Below are 23,177 nucleotides of genomic sequence, written 5' to 3'. Positions count from 1 at the left end.
ACATTGGTATTTGCTGATCAAATGATATTACGTCGATAAAAAAGGATCGCCTTAAATTCATAACGTTTACGAAATTCATTACTTTTGCAAAAAATACCTAAAATGAGTGTAGGATTATCAGAACAAGAAATATTACGACGTGAGTCGTTAAAACAGTTGCGCGATTTGGGAATAGACCCTTATCCGGCAGAAGCATATGAAATAAATGCTTATGCTGCAGATATCAATGAAAACTACGAAAAAGATAAAACTGCCTATAAAACCATCAGCATTGCTGGAAGATTAATGACCCGTAGAATTATGGGAAGTGCATCTTTTGCAGAGCTGCAGGATTCTACAGGCCGTGTTCAATTGTACCTGAAGCGTGATGATCTTTGTCCTGGAGAAGATAAGACCTTATACAATACCGTATTTAAGAAACTTTTAGATCTTGGTGATTACATTGGTGTTAAAGGATATGTATTTACAACCCAAACTGGAGAAATTTCTGTGCACGTAACGGAATTTACCGTTCTGGCGAAATCACTAAAACCGCTACCTGTAGTTAAACGCGATGATGATGGCAATATTTACGATGGTTTTACCGATCCGGAGTTGCGTTACAGAATGCGTTATGTAGATTTAACGGTAAACCCAGATTATAAACAAATCTTTATCAAACGCAGTAAAGTGATTAACACTATGCGTAATTATTTTGATGAACAAGGTTGGATGGAAGTAGAAACACCAATTTTACAACCCATTCATGGTGGTGCAGCTGCTCGTCCTTTCGCTACACATCACAACACTTTAGACATGCCGCTTTATCTGCGTATTGCAAATGAGCTGTATTTGAAACGTTTGATTGTTGCTGGTTTTGATGGTGTTTACGAGTTTGGTAAAATGTTCCGTAACGAAGGTATGGACCGTACACATAACCCGGAATATACTTCAATGGAAATCTATGTTGCCTACAAAGATTATGTGTGGATGATGGCAATGGTAGAAGAATGTTTAGAAAAAGTAGCTGTGGCAACAAATGGATCAGCAGTAGTTAAAGTTGGCCAGAACGACATTAACTTTGAAGGCCCATACGAAAAACTGACGATGTACGGATCTATCCAGAAATATACCGGAATAGATGTTTCTGCAATGACTGAGGAAGAACTTACGCAAACGTGTAAAGAATTAGGCATTGAAACAGATTCTACAATGGGCAGAGGTAAATTGGTTGATGAAATTTTCAGCGCAAAAGTTGAAGCCAACCTGATTCAGCCTACTTTTATTACCGATTACCCGATTGAAATGACGCCGCTTGCAAAAAAACACCGCAGTGTAGAAGGCTTGGTAGAGCGTTTTGAAATTTTTGTAAATGGTAAAGAAATCGGAAATGCATATTCAGAATTAAATGATCCGATTGATCAGAAAGAACGTTTTGTGGATCAATTGAAACTTGCTGATCGCGGAGATGCAGAAGCAATGGCAATGGATGACGATTTCATCAGAGCTTTGGAATACGGAATGCCTCCTACCTCTGGTTTAGGTTTCGGTATTGACCGGATTGTAATGTTAATGACTAACCAAAGCACCATACAAGAAGTTCTTTTCTTCCCGCAAATGCGCCCTGAAAAGAAAAAAGTTGAGCTAACTGCAGAAGAAGCAGAATTGTTTGCATTGGTAAAAGAAGGCGAAGAATTTCCCCTTGCTGAAGTAAAAGCAAAACTTAATGAATGGAGCAACAAAAAATGGGATACGACATTAAAAGCGTTAACCGGCAAAGGAATTTTAAAAGTTTCTAAAACCGATGATGGTTTATTTTTATCACAAAAATAGTTAAACAGCAATTGGCAATATGCCGCTTCTGATCTTAACAATAACATAACAAAAACTTAAAAGGCTTGCTGACAAATCATTAGCAAGCCTTTTTTATATTTACAGCAATCGATTAATTTAAATCATTGCGATATGAATACATCAAGTTTAGAAATCAACGAAAGCGAATACTGCATCAAACTGAGCAAAGATGCATTTGATTTAACTTTGGTACGCCAGTTAATCAAAAGAATCCAGGCTGAGGCGCTTTTTTTCAGTCGTAAACAAGCTGAAGAAGAAGATTTGATCAGCAGAAGAATGCAAAGAGAAGAAATGGAAGGATATGATTATTTGGGGGATAAATAACCCACAAATAATCATATGCTCTTTTAATCAATCTCCAATTCTCCCTCAATAGAATCGTCCATCGTTTTTCCGGTAATCACCGAAGCAGCCATTTTAAGAAAAGCAACTGCTGTTCCATGTTTATTGTCCCAATAATAACCTTCAGAAGGCACAACTTTAATTAAAGTTATATTCGGGTCTTCCTTTCCACCCTGAAACCATGTTTGAATTAAAGGGTTCCACAATTCGTCAATCTTCGCCTGATCTCTGGATATTTCAGAAATTCCATAAATATTTACAAAACCAGCATGTGCGGAGGCCTGAAATAGTATATGTGTAAAAGGATCTGAAGCAATCTCTTCGTTTTTGTGGCTGTCTTTCATGCTCATGAACCAGATATTGCCTTCGTCATCTACTTGCTGAATCGCCATTGGGCGGATGGAAAGTGGCACTCCGGTTTTAATATTGGTACAGAAAAAACAACTCTCTGCTTTCTCAGCCAATGTTTTCAACTTGGATATAGCTTCTTGTCCGCCTAAATCTTTAATATTTTCTTCCTGGGTGTTGTTTGTACTTCCCGCTTGTGATGTTTCCATAGGTATAGATTTTCTATAGACTACAATAAAAAATCGACTTTGGTTTTTTGTCGAATCAATTTAGTGATACAAATAAACTATAGAAAATCAAAACGAAAAGACTTAAACCTCCTCTACCGAAAGTACTTTTTTAGCAAGTTTACCAACGGTTAGACCTTGTACAATTATAGAAAATACGACTACAAAATACGTTATGCCTACCAGTAAAGGTTTGTATGGCCCTTCATCCATAGAGAGCACCAATGCAATAGAAACACCGCCACGCAAACCGCCCCAAACCAACACTTTAATGGTACCGCTACTAAATTTATTTCTGAAGGGGATAAGCACTACCGGAATGTAAATAGATAAAAAGCGAGAGAAAAGCACAATAACAATACAGCACAAACCAATCAACCAATAATCGGTAATATTGTGTATAATGAGCAATTCGAAACCAATAAACAGGAATAATATTGCATTTAAAATCTCATCAATAAGTTCCCAGAATTTGTTCAGATAATCTTTAGTTATGGTGCTCATTGCGGTTCTTTTTCCATAATTACCAATAACAATTCCGGCGGCAACCATTGTTAGCGGACCAGAAATATGAATAGAGTGCGCGATAAGATAACCGCCCATTACTACCGATAAAGTAATCAATACAGAAACTTTATAATCGTCTATTTTACGCATGGCGTTTGATGCGCCCAAACCCAGTACGGTGCCGAGAATAAATCCGCCGATGGCTTCTTTAATCAACAACCAGGAGATATTTGTAAAACTCAGATCAATTTCACTTCCCTGTGCCAATTGCAGAATAACGGCAAAAATAACTACAGCTACACCATCGTTAAAAAGCGATTCGCCGGCAACTTTGGTTTCGAGTGATTTTCTTACCTTGGCCTCTTTGAGTACACCCATTACCGCAATTGGATCTGTTGGAGAAATTAAAGCACCAAAAAGCAAACTGTAAATAAATGGAATTTTAAAACCAAGAAGCGGACTGATATAAAAAACCAGCGCGCCAACCGCAAATGTAGAAATGACCACGCTTACAGTAGAGAAAATAATTACCGGTGCGCGTTGCTCCCGCAAATCGACCAGGTTGATGTGTATCGCACCCGCAAAGAGCAGAAAATTTAACATTGCTCCCATCAGCACTTCTGTAAAATCTACATCTTGTAAAAGCGTAGAAAAGTGATCAAATGTTTTCGGGAATAAACTACCAGTTAATACCAGCACGATTGAGCTGAGCATAGCGATAATCATAATACCAATTGTGGATGGTAGTTTTAGATAACGAAGATTAAGGTACGAAAAGAATGATGCTAAGACAATGAGTACTGAAAAGGAGTAATATAATTCCATATGATATTTGTAACGGATTGGTCAATCCCCAAAATATCAAAAATTTTAGACTAATCTAAATTTTATTTTCGATTCTGACTGAAATTTACGGTTTAGGTATGAAAAAAAGGCAACTTTTCCATTAGGAAAAATTGCCTTTAAGAATATAATATATATTTAGTTATTGTGGATTCTGAATAATTAGTCCGTCACCAATATTAATTTCTTCCTGAGGGATAAGAAACTGCCATCTTAAATCTCCGGCAGCCACTTGCAACAATCCGTTACTCACGGTACCGCTATGGTTGCCTCCAGTTCTGTCTAAAGCCAGATTAAGACGTTTGAGATCATAAAAACGGAAACCTTCCCCCCACAATTCTACTCTTCGTTGTATCATGATCTCATCAATTAGTGCATCGCCGGTTTTGGTAGAAAGTACATATGAAGGATCGCGGTTAACCGCTAAAGGATACAAAGCGCTGGCTGCAGCCGTAAAACTTCCACTTCTGGCCAATGCCTCTGCTTCAATCAGGTACATTTCTGCAGCGCGCATGTAAGGGACATCGCCGATACTTAAATTTGTATCTCCAACCCTAAACTTATTGCTCATATATGGATACCTGGATCCAGATGCCGGAACAGGAAAAGAAGCTGTGTTTGTTCCCGTCGGATCCCACAAACCTTTACGAACATCAGTACTTGTAATCCGATTATACAATACTGAAAAAATTGATTTCGGGCTTGTACGAATGGCTGTCGAATTGTAGTTGGAAGACATATAAGCGAAAAACGAATAGAAATAATTGGTTTGATCAGAAGTAATCCGCGAAGCCCACATCCATTCGGGATTGCTGTAATCGTTAAATCCAGCTTTATATTGTGTATTGGTCATTAATGTGAATCCTTGTCGGGCTTCTTGTGCAAATTTGGCTGCATCTGCCCAGTTTTGTTGTGTAAGTGCAATCCTTGCTTTTATACCTTTTGCAACATTAATATTGAAGTGCGATTTGTTTGCCCTGTTGTAACTGGCGAGCAGGCCAATTGCCTGATCAATATCAGTGTTAATTTGAGTGTAAACCTGTGCCACGGTATTGCGAGGGGTTTTCGACGTAGTGGGCACGGTCACCAATGGAACGCCCAAACCAGAATTTGCTCCTCCTGCAACAAACCTTGCTCCGTATAATTGCACCATTTGGAAGTATGCCCAGGCGCGGTAGGTCAAAGCCTCACCTTTAATCGCATTTTTATCGGCAACACTTCCGGCAGCATTGTCAATATTGGCAATGATCATATTGGCATTACCAATAATAACGTAGTAGAAAGAATAGTTATATTCTGAAATACTGCTATTGGGATTGGTATGTGCCAGCCATTGATAATCACTTCTCAACCATGAATTGGCGGTGGTATTCATCACCATATCTTCACTTAAAATATCCATGTAAAGCATATTTCCACTTTGGCCACCTTGAGATTGCGTGCTAAATATCTGCGAATACATGATCCTGTGGATTCCGTTTACAGCCGCCCAGGCATTTGCAGTTGTACTAAAGGCATCGCCCGTGGCCACCTGATTGGTTGGACGGGTTTCTAAATATTCTTTTTTACAAGCACTAGCCAATACCAATGGAATAAGTGCAAGCATTAAATTCTTTATCGTATTTTTCATCACTTTATTATTAAATATTAACCCAATTTCTAGAATGTGGCACTTAATCCAACGGAGAAGATTTTATTGTAGTTGTATGAATTGGCTGTGGTACCACTAAATGACCCAGTAACATTCATACCCCTTCTTGCACTCGCCAAAGCAAGATTCTCAGCACTCACAAAAATGCTGGCGTTCTTCGCGTTGATTTTGCTTAGCCAAGCCTGAGGTATATTGTAGCTTAGATTTACTGCATTCACTTGCAAGAAACTGGCATTGGTTAAAAATCTGGTCGATGTCGCTGCACCAAAATTGGTTACTTGACCAACATCCATGCGTGGTACATTTGTGATATCACCAGGATTTTGCCAGCGCGACAGAATGTCCGTTGATAGCGCAGTACCATAATTTCCACTATGCATTAACGAAGCATACGAACCATCATAAACTTTACCGCCAACCTGGAAAGTAAATTGAACCCCCAGAGAGAAATTCTTGTAACTGAAAGAGTGGTTCATAGAACCTGCAATATCTGGAATTGCAGATACTCCATTGTAACGCCTGTTGGCTTCTGCAATAGCAGTTGTAACTGTATCTTGACCAATAATCCGGGCATTTGTTGTGATGGCATTTGTTTTATATAATGCCGCTCCTGTCTGTGCATCCACCCCGTAATAATCAATAAGGTAAAAATCATAAACAGAATGGCCAACACTATACGCTTTTGTTCCATCAATGATTAAAGGAATCAATTCAGGCATTTTGGTGACTTCATTTTTTATTTTGGTTAGGTTGAGGCTTACACGGTAGTTAAAATCTCTTGATTTTACAGCGTGTGCATTAATATTGATTTCGAAACCTTTATTATACATAGAACCAATGTTGGTTGGAACGGTATAATTGTTACTTCCGGTTGTACCACCAGCAGAGAGTGCGATTGGAACGTCAAATATTAAACCATCAGTTACCCGGTGAAAATATTCGGCACTACCGCCAATTCTACCTTTTAATAAACTAAAATCAATACCAATGTCGAAATTTTTAGAAGTCTCCCAGGTCAATTCTTCGTTTGCCAAAGTATTCTGAGTAAATCCTGGCTCTGCCGCATTATTCCGGCCCAACAGATAAAGTGCCTGATAAGGATAATTTCCTAAACCATCTGCATTCCCCAATACACCGTAAGAACTTCTGATTTTCAACTGATCTACCCATTTGACTTTAAAAAAAGACTCCTGGCTGATGTTCCATCCTAAACCTACAGAGTAGAAGTTATCCCAGCGTACTGCCGGGGCAAATTTTGAGTTTCCATCTCTTCTTAAACTTGCACTCAATAAGTATTTCTGATCGTAGTTGTAGTTTAAACGAGAGAAGAAACTTTCTACCGTTGCATTGTTTTCCAAAGAACTGGAAGTGGTAATCGTCGAAAAATTCGGAAGTTCGGTAATTCCCTGAATGATGATTCCTGTCTTAGCACCAGATAAGGAATTGTATCTGTAGCTAAAATTTTCATGGCCGAGTAGAGCGTCAAGGTGGTTTTTGCCGAAATCTTTACTGTATTCCAATAACTGATTGAAGGTTAAATTGGTTGTCCGGTAAAAATCATGGTAAGCACGACCAGCTGGTGCGCCATCACCCAATGTTGGGTTATCAAATGTACGTTGATGCTCATCTTGAATATCAAATGATAAATTGGTGGTAAACTTCAAGCCTTTGTAAAGATTAATGGCTACATATCCTCTACTGTTGATTGCTGCGCGGGTTAAACCTTGACTATCCTGAAGGTTTTCAAAAATTGTGTGTCTTCCTTGCGAGAATGGCCGCCCACTACCAAAATCATAAACCGGTTGTCCGTTTTCATCCAAAACCATTTCGCCAGCGGCATTATGTAAATGAACCGGATAAATCGGAGCAATATACCTCGAAATGTAAAAAGGATTGATAAATGAAGAGCCACCGGTGCCAACATTATCGAATTGCGAATCCGTATAATTTCCAGACAGGTTGAACCCAGTTTTAAACCAATCCATGGGTTGGGTATTGAGGTTTATACGCGCATTGTAGCGTTTCAGGCTAGATTTGACCAGATAACCTTCTTCATTAGTGTAACCAAATGAACCAAAATAGTCCGTTTTCTCATTGGCGCCAGAATAGGTCATACTATAATTTTGTCTTTTCTTTCCGCCTTGCGCTGCCTGATCAGCCCAATCCAGATCATCTGGATACAGAAGGCGCGCATTGGGATTAATCTGTCCGTCCAATCCTACAATCTGGTTATCAGCTACGTTGAAAGGATTGTAGCCCAAGAGTGTTTTAACACTAGAGTAATTGGTGCCATTATAGCTGGGAATTGTTCCAGATGCAATTCCGTTTGCGGTAGCCATTGGAATCCGGGCTGAACCATACGTTAAGCTGTTTCGGTAACCTTCCCAAATTAAAGGATAATATTGATACGCATCTACGCGATCGTATTCTGGTAAACCGCGTTCTATCCAACCATTTGTGGCCTTAAAAGAAACAGTTGGTTTTCCAACTTTACCTTTCTTTGTCGTAATCTGCACAACGCCGTTACCCGCTCTTGAACCATACAAAGCAGTTGTTGCCGCATCTTTAAGAAGAGATACTGATTCTACGTCATCTGGATTAAGATTAGAAATTTCGCCATCATAAACTGCTCCATCTACTACTATTAATGCACTGGAACTTGCATTGATAGATCCAAAACCACGGATACGGATACCCGGACTTGATCCCGGCGCGCCTCCAGCAATAGTTGTTGAAACACCCGGTCCAGAGCCTACTACAGAACTCAAAACATTCGTTATCGGACGCTTCTCGAAATCTTTAGCATTCACAGCAACTGTAGACCCGGTAAATACTTTCTTATTTGTGGTTCCATAAGATACGACCAAGACTTCATCCAGCTGATTTGAATCTTCTTCTAAAGCTACATTAATGGTATTTTGAGTGGCAGTTATTTCGCGGTTGCTATACCCTACGAAAGACAGAACCAATACCGCCGGATTTGCAGATGTCTTGATGGTGAATTTTCCATTTGCATCGGTAACCGTAGAAATATTGGTGCCTTTAATTTTGATGCTGGCTCCGGGAATGGGCAATCCATCGCTTTTTGACGTAATTGTTCCTGTAATTGTTCGGTCTTGAGCCATTGCGGTTACGGCAATTAACATCAATACGAACAAATTCTGTAGAATTTTCTTCATTTTGATAAGTTTGGGTTAGTATTATTAGTTTTATAACCAAATATATCTCTAATAGTGTACAAAATACACCAATAAATGTAATAAAATCAATATGAAACAATAAAAAGATACGAAAACATATAGTTAAAAACTATAAACTATAGAAATAATCAAATCAATAATAAAAATGATAAATTAATTGACAAATATTAAAGGTAAAACAACAAAATAATGCCAAAAACAAAAAAAAGCTTACCAAAATTAACTGATAAGCTTTTAAATTCGTAAAAATTTTACTTTTTAGCGGTAACGGACCTGCTGTTGTTTATCCATCATCCCCATCTGTGCCTTCATTTGTTTAATCTGGTCGGCTAATAATTTATTTTTATCGGCTTTTTTAGCTTCTGATAAATACATTTCTGCTTCTCGTTTGTTGCGTTTTGCCATCGCTATACCAGCCAGACTCAATTTTGCTAACGCAATGTTATGATCCATTTGCATACCTAAAGCAAGTGATTTTTTAAAATATTTTTCGCTTTGCATAGGTGCTCTTCTACTCTCTATAAGTCCGATTAGCAAATTATAATATCCGTGCTGTGCTTTTATTAGCTGTTTTTCATAATTTGTAATGCGCTTCAAAAACATCTCAGCCTTAGGCATATTGTCTTTACGTAAATACCATTGCGCCAAAAGCATATTCTCATTAAAGAAAAAAGTAACCAGCACCAATAAACTTAACAATACTGCTAAAATACCCCAAGGCCAGAAACCGAAAACAAATAAAGCAACTGCGCCACCCAATAAAGCAAACCCCGCAATTAATCTGATAATATTTGGCATAAATTAAATTCTAAATTTTATTTTTTTTGCAAATATCGTTTTTAAATGGCAGAAATTAGATTTTAAAACAATAATTTCATTAAAAATTTACACGATACCATCACATGAAATTCATACTATCCGCAACACTAATTTTATTTTCTATGCATCTTTCTGCCCAAGAGCTGAATAAAAAAACGCACGATAAAGTTCATGACAAGGAAATACTGATCAATATTTGTGACCGCAAAGGACTAACCTCTTTTCCGGAGTTTAAAGAAATGTATGATCCGCTTTATGCGTCTTATGAACCAGATTCTAAAATCCTAACGCAATTGAAGACGCGATTTAATGATAAAACCGTAAAAATTGTTTTCGGCTCGTGGTGCAGCGATAGCAAAGTAAATGTGCCACATTTCTTTAAAATTTTAGATGCACTGAATGTTGACGAGAAGAAGATTATCTTAATCGCTGTTGATGGCAATAAAAAAGCCGAAAGCGATATTATAGACTCGTTGAATATTACATTGGTACCAACCTTTATTATTTACGATAAAAAAGGTGTAGAACTGGGCAGAATTACTGAAGGCCCAAAAACAACTCTTGAAGGAGATTTGTTGGAGATTTTAAATAAGCAGAACTAATCCATTAATTTTTAGCAAATATATGTCTCCAGCATTAGAAGCGAGTTGGCTCGCCGTTTTAGAACAGGAATTTGAAAAAGATTACATGAAGGGCTTAAAATCCTTCTTACAGCAGGAAAAAGAAAAAGGCGCAACCATTTACCCAAAAGGAGCTGACATTTTTAATGCATTAAATACAACACCTTTTAATCGGGTTAAGGTGGTCATTTTAGGCCAGGATCCTTATCATGGTGCAGGCCAGGCACACGGGCTTTCATTTTCTGTACAACGCGGTATTCCCATTCCACCTTCTTTAAAAAATATCTATAAAGAATTGGAAACTGATATTGAAGGATTTCAAATTCCTCGGCATGGCCATTTAACATATTGGGCAGAACAAGGTGTATTGCTCCTTAATGCCACTTTGACGGTTAGAGCAAGCGAGGCTGCATCACATCAGAACCAGGGCTGGGAAATTTTTACAGATGAGATCATTAAAGCTTTGTCTGATAAACGAGATCATATCGTTTTCCTTCTTTGGGGAAAGTATGCACAAGCGAAGGCTGCCCTTATAGATCAAAAAAAACATTATATTTTAACGGCTCCGCATCCGTCGCCATTTTCAGCATATACTGGCTTCCTAGGCTCTAAACATTTTTCCAAAACCAATCAGCTGCTTATACAGAGTAATCAAAAACCGATAGATTGGAGATTGACGGACTGATGAACGTCTACTTTATTAGTGGTTTGGGCGCGGATAGGCGGATATTTTCGAATATAAATCTTCGGCCGGATCTCAAAATTATTCACGTTAACTGGATTGCTTTTGGAAAAAAAGAATCTTTAGAAAAATATGCCGCCCGATTGAGTTTGCAAATAGATACCAGTATCTCTTTTGCACTTGTTGGCGTTTCTTTCGGAGGAATCATTGCTGTAGAATTGGCAAAACTTCTAAAACCATCAGCAACGGTGATCATTTCAAGCTCTGTTAAAAGGACGGAATTGCCACTTACTTATTGATTAGCATGCCTGCCTAGTGTATTGAGTATCATTCCTACAGGTTTATTAAAATTTTGGAACAAATTTACTCAGAATTACTTTTTTGGTGTGACGACTAAGGAAGACAAACAGCTCCTCGCGAAGATTATTGAAGACACAGATCCAAGTTTTCTGAAACCTGCTATCAAATCAATCTTGACGTGGAAAAATAAAATTCGCCCGAAAGATCTGATTCAAATCCATGGTTCAAAAGACAGAATTTTGTACTCAAAAAATGCGTCACCGAATTACATTATTCAGAACGGCACACATTTCATGGTGTATCAAAATGCTTCAGAAATCTCCGAAATACTGAATAAGCATCTTTTGTGAGATATTCCGGACGTGTTTGGGAAAGAAAAGATGCATTACGCATTCACTCAAACCTCTGCTTCAGTGCGCAATGACGATTTATTTGACATTCTAAACATCCAAAGTGTCATTGCGAGGAAGCAAGACCTGCTCCGACTTTTCCGGCCTCCATATACGCGAACAAATTAGTACTCTAACGGAACAATAGGTTCTTTCTTTGTCGTAGACATAATCATCATCGTCTGGAAAGTTTTCACCACAGAAATCTTGCTGATTTTGTCCATAATCAAACGCTCATACGCTTTAATGTCTTTAACATACACCTTCAGCAGAAAATCTGCCTGACCAGTTACATGATGACATTCTGTAATTTCTTTAATCTGGTTCACCTCATCCAAAAAAATCTGAATGGTATTGTTTTTATGAAAGTCTAGCTGGATTTGTATAAACGTTTTAATACCTAAACCCAGTTTTTCTTCATCAACTAATGCATGATAACTTTTAATATATCCTGCCATTTCCAGTTTACGTACGCGCTCTAACGTAGGTGCTGGCGACAAGCCGATTTCCTGAGAAAGCAATAAGTTGGTAATTCTACCATTCTCTTGTAGAATCTTTAAGATCTTAAAATCAATTTTATCTAATTCTGATGCCATATAGGTTCAAAGGTATTGAGACACAAACATAGCCAAATTAAATTCTAAATTTTAACATAATTTATCATATAAATTTTAAATTAAAATTTTTAGATTTACCTAAAAATATAATTAGATAAATATAAATGCAAAGTTTCACTGAGGAAAATTATCTGAAAACAATCTATCATCTCGCTGAAAGGGCAAATAACGTTCAAACAAATGCAATTGCAGAAAAAATGCAAACAAAACCTGCATCCGTTACAGATATGATTAAAAAGTTAGCAGAAAAGGGTTTAGTAGACTATGTTAAATATCAAGGCGTAAGTTTAACAGAAGATGGCCGTCTGGCAGCAATAGATATAGTTAGGAAACATCGCCTTTGGGAAGTATTTCTGGTTGATAAACTAAACTTCAAATGGGACGAAGTGCACGACGTAGCCGAGGAATTGGAACACATAAAATCAGTAAACTTAATTGAGCGCCTGGATGAATTTCTTGGTTTTCCAAAATCCGATCCTCATGGCGATCCCATTCCGGATAAAAACGGACGCTTTGCCAAAACTCAATTTACTAAACTTATAGAATTGAATATCGGCGATACCGGAACAATCACTGGGGTGAGCCAACACACCTCGCCATTTTTAAAACACCTGGAAAAACTGGGGCTTACCTTGGGTAAACAAATACAAGTTAATGATGTTACCGATTTTGACGGTTCTGTTGAGCTTATGGTCGATAACAAGCAAATTAACATCAGTAGAGAAGTAGCAAAACACATATTAATAAGCGACAATGGCAAAATCTGAATCTCTCAGTGAAGTTCACCAAAGCATCAATACAGATAAGCGTAAAGGCTGGCGCAGAATTTTAGCATTTTTAGGGCCAGCGTATTTAATTAGCGTTGGTTATATGGATCCTGGAAACTGGGCAACAGATTTAGCAGGTGGAAGTAAATTTGGCTATCAGCTCATTTGGGTGTTACTCATGTCCAATTTAATTGCCCTACTTCTACAATCGCTCAGTGCAAGATTGGGAATAGTTCGCGGGCTGGATCTTGCGCAAGCTTCTAAACAAGCATACCCGCGTTGGGCAAATATTCCATTATTCGGATTGGCGCAAACTGCCATTATTGCTTGCGATCTGGCAGAAATTATTGGAATGGCCATTGGTCTTCAGCTTCTATTCAAACTGCCTTTGATTTGGGGAATCTCTATCACCATTTTCGACACCATTTTGTTACTTTTTCTACTGAATAAGGGCATGCGCGCAATGGAAAGTTTTATCGTATCGATGGTTTTTATCGTCGGACTTTCCTTTTTGGCAGAAATGGTTATTGTAGAGCCTTCATTAAAAGAAATTGCAAAGGGTTTTGAGCCTTCAGTTCTTGGCGGCGACGCACTTTATATCGCCATTGGTATTATTGGTGCTACGGTAATGCCGCACAATCTTTATCTCCATTCTTCACTTGTACAAACCCGGAAAATTGAGCGCACAAATAAAGGAATCAAAGAAGCATTAAAATTTAACTTAATTGATACAACTGTTGCGCTAAACCTGGCGTTCTTCGTTAACGCGGCAATTCTGATTCTAGCCGCAGCAGCCTTTTATAAAAATGGTTTACATGAGGTTGCAGAAATTCAAGATGCTCATAAACTGCTCTCCAATATCTTCGGAAATATTGCTCCTACCCTTTTTGCAATCGCCTTGATTGCCGCCGGACAAAGCTCTACCGTTACTGGTACATTGGCCGGGCAAATCGTAATGGAAGGGCATATTAATTTGCGTATTCAACCTTGGTTAAGAAGGTTAATCACCAGATTGCTGGCCATCATACCTGCCTTCTTCACGATTCTGCACTACGGAGACGATGCCTTGGGCGGATTGCTCGTTTTAAGTCAGGTTGTTTTAAGTTTACAACTTGGTTTTGCAATTATTCCGCTTATTCACTTCACATCAGACAAAAATCTGATGAAAGATTTCGCCATTAAACCTTGGGTAAAAGTATTGGCATGGACAAGCGCAATTGTAATTATCGCATTAAATGTGAAGTTGGTTACAGAAGAAATCAGCGGTTGGACACAAGGCGTAAATTCCTGGTGGATTTATGTATTCATTTACCCGGTGGTTTTACTAACTTCCTTGCTTTTGCTCTATATTTTTCTACATCCTTTGCTGGATAAAAACAATCGATCAAAATCATTGATTCCGCATGGCGATGCATTACAAATCGACAATATCGGGAAGATAAACTATCAGCGGATTGGAATTGCGGTAGATTTTTCAAAAAATGACCGCAATACGATTAGGCATGCGCTGATTCAAGGTGGAAAGGATGCGCACTATTTTCTCATTCACGTTGTGGAAACTGCCGCGGCAAGATATCATGGCGATATTGTAATGGATCATGAAACCAAAAGAGATGCAGAAAACCTTGAAAAATACAAGCAAAACTTAAGCGATCTTGGCTATGATTCTACATCTTTCATTGGTTTCGGAGGAACATCCGGCGCCATTGCAGAAATTTGTAATAAAAATGATTTAGAACTTCTGGTAATGGGCGCACACGGACACCGCGGGTTAAAAGACCTTATTTTCGGAACAACCGTTGATGCCGTTCGGCACAAAGTAACGATTCCGGTTTTGATTATTCGGTAACTATTTCCCTATGGCTTTCATCACTTTTTTGATGCCGCCATCACCAGAATTGTAGACTAAAAGTTTACCTGCATCAGAATACAGATACATAGCCGGGTACATAGAAGGAAGAAATGTTGGGATAAAGATTTTCTTCTTGTCTTGCAAAATGGTAACATTTGGTTTGGAATCTAAACCTTTTGCATAGGTATTAAAAAACTGAGGAATAATAAATGCTTCATCCAGCGTAACCATATAAATATTAACATCTTTAAATTGTGCGTAATTTGCATTAAGCTGTTTTGTTTCACGCTGGCAATGCTCGCAAGTACAATCAAATAGAATAAAAAGATTTTTTTTTCCAGGCTTCAGATCTTTGTTGGTCAAAGCTTTACCATCAAGTTTATAAAAGGTAAATTGCGGAAGTAGTGCAGGTTGTTGTGCCTTGACTTGAATGGCGAAAGCCAAAATCAAAATGACCAAAAAGTTACGTGTTTTCATCTGATGTATTTTTTGATCTAAAATAAATGAATAAATAGCATTGATGCAATTATTAATAAGCTTTTACAAACAGATGAACATTCAGTTTGTTAACTATTTCACACATTTAATTGGATTAGGAAACATATAACGCCAAATTTTAAGATATTTGCAACCCGGCTATTTAAGCCGAAAATAACGGGAGACTAAAAATCTCCAAAAACAATACAAAATTGAAAAACGACATCAACATAAAAAATAAAAGAGCTTATTTCGATTACAACTTACTAGATAAATATGTAGCAGGAATAGCTTTGTTAGGTACAGAAATTAAAGCAATAAGACAGGGAAAAACAAACATGACAGATGCTTTCTGCATGTTTATAGGCGATAATTTATATGTAAGAAATCTTCATATCTCCGAATACAGCCACAGTTCCTTTTATAACCACGATATAAAGCGAGACCGGGTTTTGCTGCTTCAGAAAAAAGAAATCCGCAAGCTTAAAGTAAAAGGTGAAGAAAAAGGATACACTATTGTACCGCTTCGAATTTTTATTAACGAAAGAGGATTTGCAAAGATGGAAATTGCCCTTGCTCAAGGGAAAAAAGAATTTGATAAACGCGACAGTATTAAAGAAAGAGACAGTAAGAGAGAGCTCGATAGAGCAATGAAAAGATAAGCAATTGCTTAACGACTGTTCTTTTTGCCACAGAAATACGGAACAAAAGGAAAACAGTTTAACAGATGGATTCACACTCTTGCTAACCCCAACGCGTGGCGTCGCAATGACGGATTAACAAGCACCTTTAAATTATGCTTGCGATTTCTGAAGGCTAACTGCAGTTTCTCCGAGCCTCAGCGGCGGTGAGCTGAAGATATATAGATTAGATCTCTCCCTGCGATTGAGATGACGAGCGGACTGGAACGTTGATGGGTTTTACCAACAACACAAAAAAAACCTAGAAAACTACGGGATTCATTCTCAGTCAGCAAAACACATTACTCGTTACCAAGCCTGATCACCAACCAACGGAACAAACCTAAAAGTATCCAGCACAATCTTATCAAATTCTGTATCACTAATGCGAATTACCGTGACCATTTTCTGCGTTTTTTCATCGCCTACCGGAATCACTAAAATACCGCCAATTTTAAGCTGTTTTAATAAAATTTCGGGAACCATAGGTGCACCTGCAGTAACAATAATCTTATCGTAAGGTGCGTGTTCTGCAATGCCTTTTGAACCATCGCCACAGAAAAAATGAGGTTGATAACCCATTCCCGGAAGTACCTGAATGGTTCTGTTATAGATATTTTCCTGGCGTTCTATTGTAAAAACCTTTGCTCCAAGCTCCATCAATATACATGTTTGATAACCCGAACCTGTACCAATTTCGAGAACTTTATCGCCTTTTTTAATGTGCAACAATTCACTCTGATAGGCAACTGTATACGGCTGAGAAATGGTTTGCCCATCCCCTATCGGGAAAGCAATATCTTTATACGCCTGGTTCCAGAAGGTTTCATCAAAAAAGAAGTGGCGTGGAACTTTGCCGATTGCTTTAAGTACAGCTGCATCTTCGATTCCGCGAGATTCTAACAATTGTACCAGCTTTTTTCGCGCTCCACGTTCTCGGTAATTATCAACAAATTTGTAGGCCATGAGCTGTCAAAATTAACCTTTTTAAATGGTCTTTCAAGTTAAAAAGTCCGGCAAAAAGTTAAGTAACAGAAAATCAAAACCAAAAATGATTTTAGTAAGGATCTACATCAATTTGTGTAAGTACACTTTTAAAATCCTTATTTGCGCTAAATTCTGTCAGTGTTTCACGCAGTGCATCTTTAACTTTTTGTATGGCAGTGTGCTTATCTGCTTTAATAATAATCTGTTGAATATATAAATTGCGTACACGACTAACCAAAGGTTGCTCCGGACCAAGTACCCGGTTCCCGAATTTTGCCTTTAACGTATTTGCAAGGGTATTTGCAGCATATTCCAATACATTGGCATCTTTATGTTTAACTGCCAAAAATATCATCCGTGAAAATGGTGGATAAAGGAAATTTTCTCGCTCAACAATTTCATCATTATACATCCCCAGATAATCATTTTCTACCACCTGCTTTATAATACGATGACCGGCATCATACGTCTGGATGCATACCTTACCCTGATCGGCACGTCTACCGGCTCTTCCGGCAACCTGAGCAAGCAACTGGAAACTTCTTTCATAAGCCCTAAAATCCGGATAGCCCAATAAAGTGTCGGCATTGATAATTCCAATGAGACTTAAATTATCAAAATCAAGGCCTTTGGCCACCATTTGCGTACCGATTAAAATATCGGTTTTTTTCTCTTGAAAATCGGTCAGGATTTGCTGCAAACCATTTTTACTTCGTGTGCTGTCCATATCCAAACGTGCGATGGTTACATCAGGATAAAGCAACTTCAGTTCCTCTTCTATACGTTCTGTACCAAAACCTTTTTGCTCTACATGGACAGAGCCACAAGCCGGGCAAATATTTACACTACTTTGGTGGTAGCCGCAGTAATGGCAATGCAACTTACCGCTGCTTTTATGAAAAGTTAAACTAACATCGCAATTGACACATTTTGGTGTGTATCCGCAGGTTGCGCAAATCAAAATAGTGGCATAACCCCGCCTGTTCTGGAACAAAACAATCTGCTCTTTTTTGGCTAAAGCAAGGTCCATATCTTTCATTAGTACGCTCGAAAAATAAGAAACCATCGTTTTCTTTTGGTTCTCTTCTGCTATGCTTACCACTTGTTGGTTCGGGAGTTGTACACCCCCAAAGCGCTCGCCAAGTTCTACCAGCGTATATTTACCTTGTAAGGCATTGTAATAACTTTCTAAGGATGGCGTTGCAGAACCTAAAACCACTTTTGCATGGTGCAAATGTGCAAGGTAAATAGCAGCGTCTCTGGCTTGGTAACGCGGCGCCGGATCGTATTGTTTGTAAGATGGCTCGTGCTCTTCATCTACCACAATCAGTTTTAAATTCTGAAAAGGTAAAAACACAGCGGAACGCGCACCAAGAACGACTTTAAATGCCCCGGTTCGCACTTTATTCCAGATTTCTACACGTTCATTATTATTGAATTTTGAGTGATATACACCAATGCTATTGCCGAAGTATTTTTTAATTCGTTCTACTATTTGCGTAGTAAGCGCAATTTCTGGCAGCAGAAACAAAACCTGCCCGTCTGATTTTCGGATCACGTCTTCAATCAGTTTGATATAAATCTGCGTTTTACCAGATGCAGTAACGCCGTGCAGCAAAACCACATCTTTAGTATTAAACCCATCATTAATCTGCTCGAAAGCTTTTTGCTGTGCATTACTCAATACAAAATTTGCATCGAAATGATCTTCATTATCTGCAAGCCTACTGACTGGTTTTTTAATTAAATTGAAAATATCTTTTTCCGTAAGCGATTTCAGTGCCGCGGCATTTGCATTGCTCTCATCCAGCAATTGTTCTTTTGAAATTGGTGTCCCCTTTTTTTGTAATTTAAGGTAAGCCAATAAAATATCGAGCTGTTTTGGCGCCCTTTCCAGAATGGCAAAAAGTTGTTTAAGGTTTTCTTCATCGGAATAAAATTCGTTCAGAACCACAAACGATTTTAGCAAAGGTTTATATTTCTGAACCACTTCTTCTGCGACGAGAATTAATTCTTTTTCGAGCAGATGATTAATTATTGGATAAACCGTCTTTTGACCTAAGAGCTTGGAAACATCGTTAACGGTTAATTTTTGTTGTTTCCTTAACGCCGAAATGATGATTTCTTCTTTTTCTGAGAGATCGAAAACTTCGTCTGTTTCTTCCCGAAGCATCAGAATCGTTTCACTGGCGAGTTTTAAACTTGCGGGCAAAGCGGCAGACATTACATCGCCTTCATTGCACATGTAATATTGGGTCATCCATGACCAAAATTTCAACTGATGCGGTGTTACAACCGGTTCGTCGTCAACAATATCTATAATATATTTCGCCTCATACGCTTTAGGCGGAAGATTCCCAATGCTCGAAATTAATGCGGCATAAATACGGTGTTTACCAAACTGAACCACCACACGTTTACCAATCCCCACAAAATCATTCAGTTCAAAGGGAATACGATAGGTATAGTTTTTCGCCAGAGATAAAGGCAAAATCACTTCCACAAAAAGTGTTTCTCTTTCTGTAAAAATATCGTTTTCGTAAAATTCCATTATTTATCTTTAAAAGCCGCAAAAAACAACATTATCCAGCCAAGCACAAACAATAATCCACCTATTGGTGTAATCGGACCAATAAATTGTGTAAAATTTAAGTTCGAAATACTTCTTGTAGCCAAGAGGAATAATGATCCGGAAAACAGAATAATCCCGAAGGTGAAACAGAAATACGCAATGTTAATCAGCTTGTTTCTATAACGCGCAAACGTAGACAGGTAAAGTAATGCAAATGTATGATAAAACTGGTAATCAACTCCTTTCTGCCAAATCTCTAATGACGGGGCATCAATTAAATTTTTAAGACCATGCGCGCCAAATGCGCCCAATAAAACAGCAACGGCACCAAAAAAAGAAGCAGTAAGGATGATACGTTTATTCATATGTTTCTGCATAAAGCATGGCTAAATTAATAAATTGACAAAGAACTTCTCGCTAAATGATTGTAATAAATTAAATTTGTTTTAAATACAGATGAAAAGGATAATCATTTTAGTTGCGGTTTTGTTTGTGGGTTTAGCACTCATGACCTATTTATATTTTTCGAAACTCGGACTGGATAAGAATGCGAAAGACCTGGCTTTACAATCGGCCACTAACAATGCTGCATTGGTTTTTTCTTTTCAAAACGATAAAGGCTTCTATAGTATAATTGAAGGACAGCAATTGTTGCAGCAAGCTATCGGGGCGGATAAAATGCAGCTTTTAGAACAACTCAAAAACAATTTAATCAGCAACCCGGCTATAAACAGTTTTATACAAGACCAGCAAATTTACATCAGCGTTCTGCCCGATTCTAATAAACAGCTTAATTTTTTGGTTACGGTACAGATAAAGGCGGATAAAAAACCCGATCAGCTTTACGAAGCTTTGAAAAACAAACAGCTTAAAAAGATTGACGCCCAAACCTTTTCAGTTAATCTTAACGATAGCACAAAAATGTTTATTGGTGTGCAAAATCAGGTTTTTACGGTATCTAGCTCGCTTAAACTTATTCAAAATGCAAATGTACGTTTAAGCGAAAATCCATTTACGGAATATATTAAAGAAAACAGCGGCCAAACTAAAAATGTATTGGCCAATGTGTACATTAACTTTAACCATGCACCACTTTTACTAAAAAATATTATCGTTTCTAACCTAAATGGCGAGCTTGCTGTATTCAACAAACAAAATAGTTTCGCCACTTTGAACTATAATTTTAGCAAAGAAAAAATTCTTTTTAACGGCAGTAGCTTATTGGCTGCGCCAGATAATTTCTTGAAATTATTTGAAAAAAGCCCTGCCCAAACAACAAGCATACAAAATATTCTTCCAGAAAATACGGCCAACTACGTGATGTATGCGTATGACAATTATACGAACTGGCTTAAAACATTAAAAGACTGGCAACAGTTAACGCAAGAAATCAAAAAGACAGATGTGACTATCAACGGAATTAAAAGAGATTACCGGATAGATCTGAATGCAATATTCCCTGTTTTTGCTAAAAACCAATTTATTGTTTTTCAGTTAAGTACAACAGAAAAACTTGGCGCAATTGATCTTACAAATGGAGAAAAAGTTAAACAATTGTTATTGGATATTAGTGGAGATTATAGTGATGAAATCAAAATTTTTAAATCATCTAACATTCTAAACGCCTATTTCGGCGAGCCTTTTAAAAAATTTGCACGCCCATATTACACCATTATAGATAATCACTTGGTAGTTGCCAACAATGCCAGCACAATACAATCTTTTTTAAACAGCTATCGCAGCAACCGTTTACTGATCCAGACGCCAGAATATCAAGACGCCATGAATCAAGTGTCTACCACATCTAACGTCAGTTTTTACATCAACACCAAAAATTCTAAAGATATTTTTAGAAACCATATTTTGCTGCGTTATTATAAACATTTACGGGCAGATAGTGGCTTAAAAAGTTTTGATACATTTTATTACCAAATGAGTTCAGACCAGAATAAATTTATCACTAACTTGCTTTTAAACAAATATTTAAAACCAAAAACACCAGACTCTACAAGCAACCGTTAAAATTGTACGCCCACACTGCAACTACATGAAGAAACTCTTACCCGCTGTAATTTTATTATTATCAGTTTTTGGCACACGCGCTCAGCAATATGCCCTTTTCGGAACAAAAACTATGTTTGACGCATTCGAAAATCCATCGCAAAAATCTTTCACTCTGGATTCATCCAGAAAGTTTTCTTCTAATTTTTTCCTTCCGTACTTTGGCATAAATGGCGCAAATAAAGGTGCATCAGAAGATATGATTAGAATCCTGAGTCAGCAAGGTGTGCTAGACACGCGAGGCTTGCCAATAGGAACTGGAGATATAAACCGTTTTTTTCTGAATACAAATGTTTATGTTGCTGCATTTCGGATTTTTCAATCCTATAAATACCAAAAGGAAATTGGTTTTGCATGGCAAATCCGTGGTGATTCGCAGATTGATTATACCAACGAAACATTGGCTCTTTTCGATTCATTTGAGAGATTTAACGACAACCAGCAATACAACGATATCTTTAATACCAAAGGTTACGAACAAACCTATCATCAATTTAGTTTTACCTACCGCGAAAACTACAATAAACGACTGGCATTTGGTCTAAAAGCGAGTATTTTGAGTGGAATCTTGTACAACAAACTCAACATCACAGATTCTTATTTTTACCGGAACGAAGAACAAAATGCATTGCTTATCGGCCTTGCCGGTACGTATTCGGCAAGTTTTAGAGAAGGCAATGAAATTGACCAAAGTACACTGATTCCAAACTTCAAAAATCCCGGACTATCATTTGGTTTCGGGACCAATTACACAACTAAAAAAGGATTGTTTCTGATGGCCAATGTTAAAGATCTCGGTTTTATCTGGTGGCGAAACAATACCACGCAAACCGTCATCAACCAAACCAAAGAAATCTCAGAACTGGAAAACAACCAGGGCAACACAAATAAGGAAATACGAGATTTCTTTCTGACTGCGCAACAGCCCAAAAATTTTCTGGCGGCCACCAATGCGAAATTAGATGTTTATGCCTCTAAAAGTTACGGAAATTATAAACCTGCATTGGCAATTTCTAAAAACCTGTTCTACAAAGGTGGAGACATTGCTTTTGTAAATACCTTTAACTTCAACAACTTTTCTGTAAGTGCTACGCCGCTTTACAACTTCCTGAATGTTTTTATGCTCGGTGCGCAAGCGAAATACCAAACACCAAATTTTGAAATATTTATGGGAAGTGATAACCTGGTTGCGACTTCTTACCAAACCGTTGGACTGATCAAAAATAGTGGCAGCACCGGAACCGGAAGTGGCGCCAATGGAGCATCATTTTATATGGGCGTAGGGATTAAATTCGGGAACGTGGTAAACCATCCACAATTTAGTGATGTAATGCCTGGAATTAACGACCAGCAAAGCGGAAGTTTCTTTAAAAATCTCTTTTCAATTTTTAAGAAAAAGTAAA

The 23,177-nt window shown here is 37.9% G+C and carries 20 protein-coding genes; 10 read left to right on the top strand and 10 right to left on the bottom strand.

What is annotated here, in order from left to right; translation table 11 throughout:
* The first annotated feature begins 102 nt into the window (after nt 1-102).
* Nucleotides 103-1,812, top strand: coding sequence for a lysine--tRNA ligase (lysS, locus tag ACJVDH_RS05075; RefSeq protein WP_443946486.1), 1,710 nt, complete (start codon nt 103-105; stop codon nt 1,810-1,812).
* Between the two features lie 132 nt (nt 1,813-1,944).
* Entirely contained in the window at nt 1,945-2,157 is a 213-nt protein-coding gene (locus ACJVDH_RS05070) for a hypothetical protein (RefSeq protein WP_443946485.1), read from the top strand.
* Between the two features lie 23 nt (nt 2,158-2,180).
* Here ACJVDH_RS05070 and ACJVDH_RS05065 read toward each other — a convergent pair whose 3' ends face one another.
* From ACJVDH_RS05065 to ACJVDH_RS05045, 5 genes are all read right to left on the bottom strand, one after another.
* Nucleotides 2,181-2,732 (bottom strand): pyridoxamine 5'-phosphate oxidase family protein, encoded by a 552-nt coding sequence (locus tag ACJVDH_RS05065; protein ID WP_443946484.1) that lies wholly within the window; start codon nt 2,730-2,732, stop codon nt 2,181-2,183.
* A 102-nt stretch (nt 2,733-2,834) separates the two neighbouring features.
* A complete protein-coding gene (locus ACJVDH_RS05060; RefSeq protein ID WP_443946483.1) occupies nt 2,835-4,082 on the bottom strand; it encodes a cation:proton antiporter in 1,248 nt (415 codons plus the stop codon).
* 160 nt (nt 4,083-4,242) lie between these two features.
* Nucleotides 4,243-5,730, bottom strand: coding sequence for a RagB/SusD family nutrient uptake outer membrane protein (locus ACJVDH_RS05055; protein ID WP_443946482.1), 1,488 nt, complete (start codon nt 5,728-5,730; stop codon nt 4,243-4,245).
* 29 nt (nt 5,731-5,759) lie between these two features.
* A complete protein-coding gene (locus tag ACJVDH_RS05050; RefSeq protein ID WP_443946481.1) occupies nt 5,760-8,930 on the bottom strand; it encodes a SusC/RagA family TonB-linked outer membrane protein in 3,171 nt (1,056 codons plus the stop codon).
* A gap of 279 nt (nt 8,931-9,209) precedes the next feature.
* Nucleotides 9,210-9,749 carry a DUF2892 domain-containing protein gene (locus ACJVDH_RS05045; RefSeq protein ID WP_443946480.1) on the bottom strand — a complete coding sequence of 180 codons (540 nt, stop codon included), beginning with the start codon at nt 9,747-9,749 and terminating at the stop codon, nt 9,210-9,212.
* A gap of 104 nt (nt 9,750-9,853) precedes the next feature.
* On the opposite strand from ACJVDH_RS05045, the gene ACJVDH_RS05040 reads away from it, so the two are divergent.
* Genes ACJVDH_RS05040 through ACJVDH_RS05030 form a run of 3 tightly spaced genes read left to right on the top strand, consistent with a single transcriptional unit; the run spans nt 9,854 to nt 11,371 of the window.
* Nucleotides 9,854-10,372 carry a TlpA family protein disulfide reductase gene (locus ACJVDH_RS05040; RefSeq protein WP_443946479.1) on the top strand — a complete coding sequence of 173 codons (519 nt, stop codon included), beginning with the start codon at nt 9,854-9,856 and terminating at the stop codon, nt 10,370-10,372.
* A 22-nt stretch (nt 10,373-10,394) separates the two neighbouring features.
* The gene (ung, locus tag ACJVDH_RS05035) at nt 10,395-11,075 is read left to right on the top strand and encodes a uracil-DNA glycosylase (RefSeq protein WP_443946478.1); all 681 of its coding nucleotides are present in this window, start codon (nt 10,395-10,397) and stop codon (nt 11,073-11,075) included.
* Nucleotides 11,057-11,371: an alpha/beta fold hydrolase gene (locus ACJVDH_RS05030; RefSeq protein WP_443946477.1), complete on the top strand. Its 315-nt coding sequence runs from the start codon at nt 11,057-11,059 to the stop codon at nt 11,369-11,371. Before ung ends, ACJVDH_RS05030 begins: the two co-directional genes overlap by 19 nt.
* A 515-nt stretch (nt 11,372-11,886) precedes the next feature.
* On the opposite strand, the gene ACJVDH_RS05025 is transcribed toward ACJVDH_RS05030, so the two are convergent.
* Nucleotides 11,887-12,357: an Lrp/AsnC family transcriptional regulator gene (locus ACJVDH_RS05025; protein ID WP_293786967.1), complete on the bottom strand. Its 471-nt coding sequence runs from the start codon at nt 12,355-12,357 to the stop codon at nt 11,887-11,889.
* Nucleotides 12,358-12,482: 125 nt separating this feature from the next.
* Here ACJVDH_RS05025 and ACJVDH_RS05020 point away from each other — a divergent pair, with 125 nt between their 5' ends.
* Together ACJVDH_RS05020 and ACJVDH_RS05015 are read left to right on the top strand one after the other, a co-directional pair.
* Nucleotides 12,483-13,145: a metal-dependent transcriptional regulator gene (locus tag ACJVDH_RS05020; RefSeq protein WP_443946476.1), complete on the top strand. Its 663-nt coding sequence runs from the start codon at nt 12,483-12,485 to the stop codon at nt 13,143-13,145.
* Nucleotides 13,132-14,994 (top strand): Nramp family divalent metal transporter, encoded by a 1,863-nt coding sequence (locus tag ACJVDH_RS05015; RefSeq protein WP_443946475.1) that lies wholly within the window; start codon nt 13,132-13,134, stop codon nt 14,992-14,994. The genes ACJVDH_RS05020 and ACJVDH_RS05015 overlap by 14 nt, the downstream gene beginning before the upstream one ends.
* Here ACJVDH_RS05015 and ACJVDH_RS05010 read toward each other — a convergent pair whose 3' ends face one another.
* Complete coding sequence (locus tag ACJVDH_RS05010) at nt 14,995-15,474, bottom strand: TlpA family protein disulfide reductase (RefSeq protein ID WP_443946474.1); 480 nt, start codon at nt 15,472-15,474, stop codon at nt 14,995-14,997.
* Nucleotides 15,475-15,665: 191 nt separating this feature from the next.
* Here ACJVDH_RS05010 and smpB point away from each other — a divergent pair, with 191 nt between their 5' ends.
* Complete coding sequence (gene smpB / locus ACJVDH_RS05005) at nt 15,666-16,136, top strand: SsrA-binding protein SmpB (protein ID WP_443947602.1); 471 nt, start codon at nt 15,666-15,668, stop codon at nt 16,134-16,136.
* 327 nt (nt 16,137-16,463) lie between these two features.
* On the opposite strand, the gene ACJVDH_RS05000 is transcribed toward smpB, so the two are convergent.
* From ACJVDH_RS05000 to ACJVDH_RS04990, 3 genes are all read right to left on the bottom strand, one after another.
* A complete protein-coding gene (locus ACJVDH_RS05000; RefSeq protein ID WP_443946473.1) occupies nt 16,464-17,120 on the bottom strand; it encodes a protein-L-isoaspartate(D-aspartate) O-methyltransferase in 657 nt (218 codons plus the stop codon).
* A gap of 91 nt (nt 17,121-17,211) precedes the next feature.
* A complete protein-coding gene (priA, locus tag ACJVDH_RS04995; protein ID WP_443946472.1) occupies nt 17,212-19,692 on the bottom strand; it encodes a replication restart helicase PriA in 2,481 nt (826 codons plus the stop codon).
* Nucleotides 19,692-20,078, bottom strand: a complete 387-nt coding sequence (locus ACJVDH_RS04990; RefSeq protein WP_443946471.1) for a DUF423 domain-containing protein — start codon at nt 20,076-20,078, stop codon at nt 19,692-19,694. Before ACJVDH_RS04990 ends, priA begins: the two co-directional genes overlap by 1 nt.
* Before the next feature lie 91 nt (nt 20,079-20,169).
* On the opposite strand from ACJVDH_RS04990, the gene ACJVDH_RS04985 reads away from it, so the two are divergent.
* Nucleotides 20,170-21,735, top strand: a complete 1,566-nt coding sequence (locus ACJVDH_RS04985) for a DUF3352 domain-containing protein (protein ID WP_443946470.1) — start codon at nt 20,170-20,172, stop codon at nt 21,733-21,735.
* A gap of 25 nt (nt 21,736-21,760) precedes the next feature.
* Nucleotides 21,761-23,176, top strand: a complete 1,416-nt coding sequence (locus tag ACJVDH_RS04980; protein ID WP_443946469.1) for a DUF5723 family protein — start codon at nt 21,761-21,763, stop codon at nt 23,174-23,176.
* Nucleotide 23,177: the final 1 nt, after the last annotated feature.

Source organism: Pedobacter terrestris (assembly GCF_052343045.1).
Classification (GTDB): domain Bacteria; phylum Bacteroidota; class Bacteroidia; order Sphingobacteriales; family Sphingobacteriaceae; genus Pedobacter.
The sequence above is the reverse complement of the archived record's forward strand: the minus strand, read 5'-3'. Positions and strand labels throughout refer to the sequence as shown.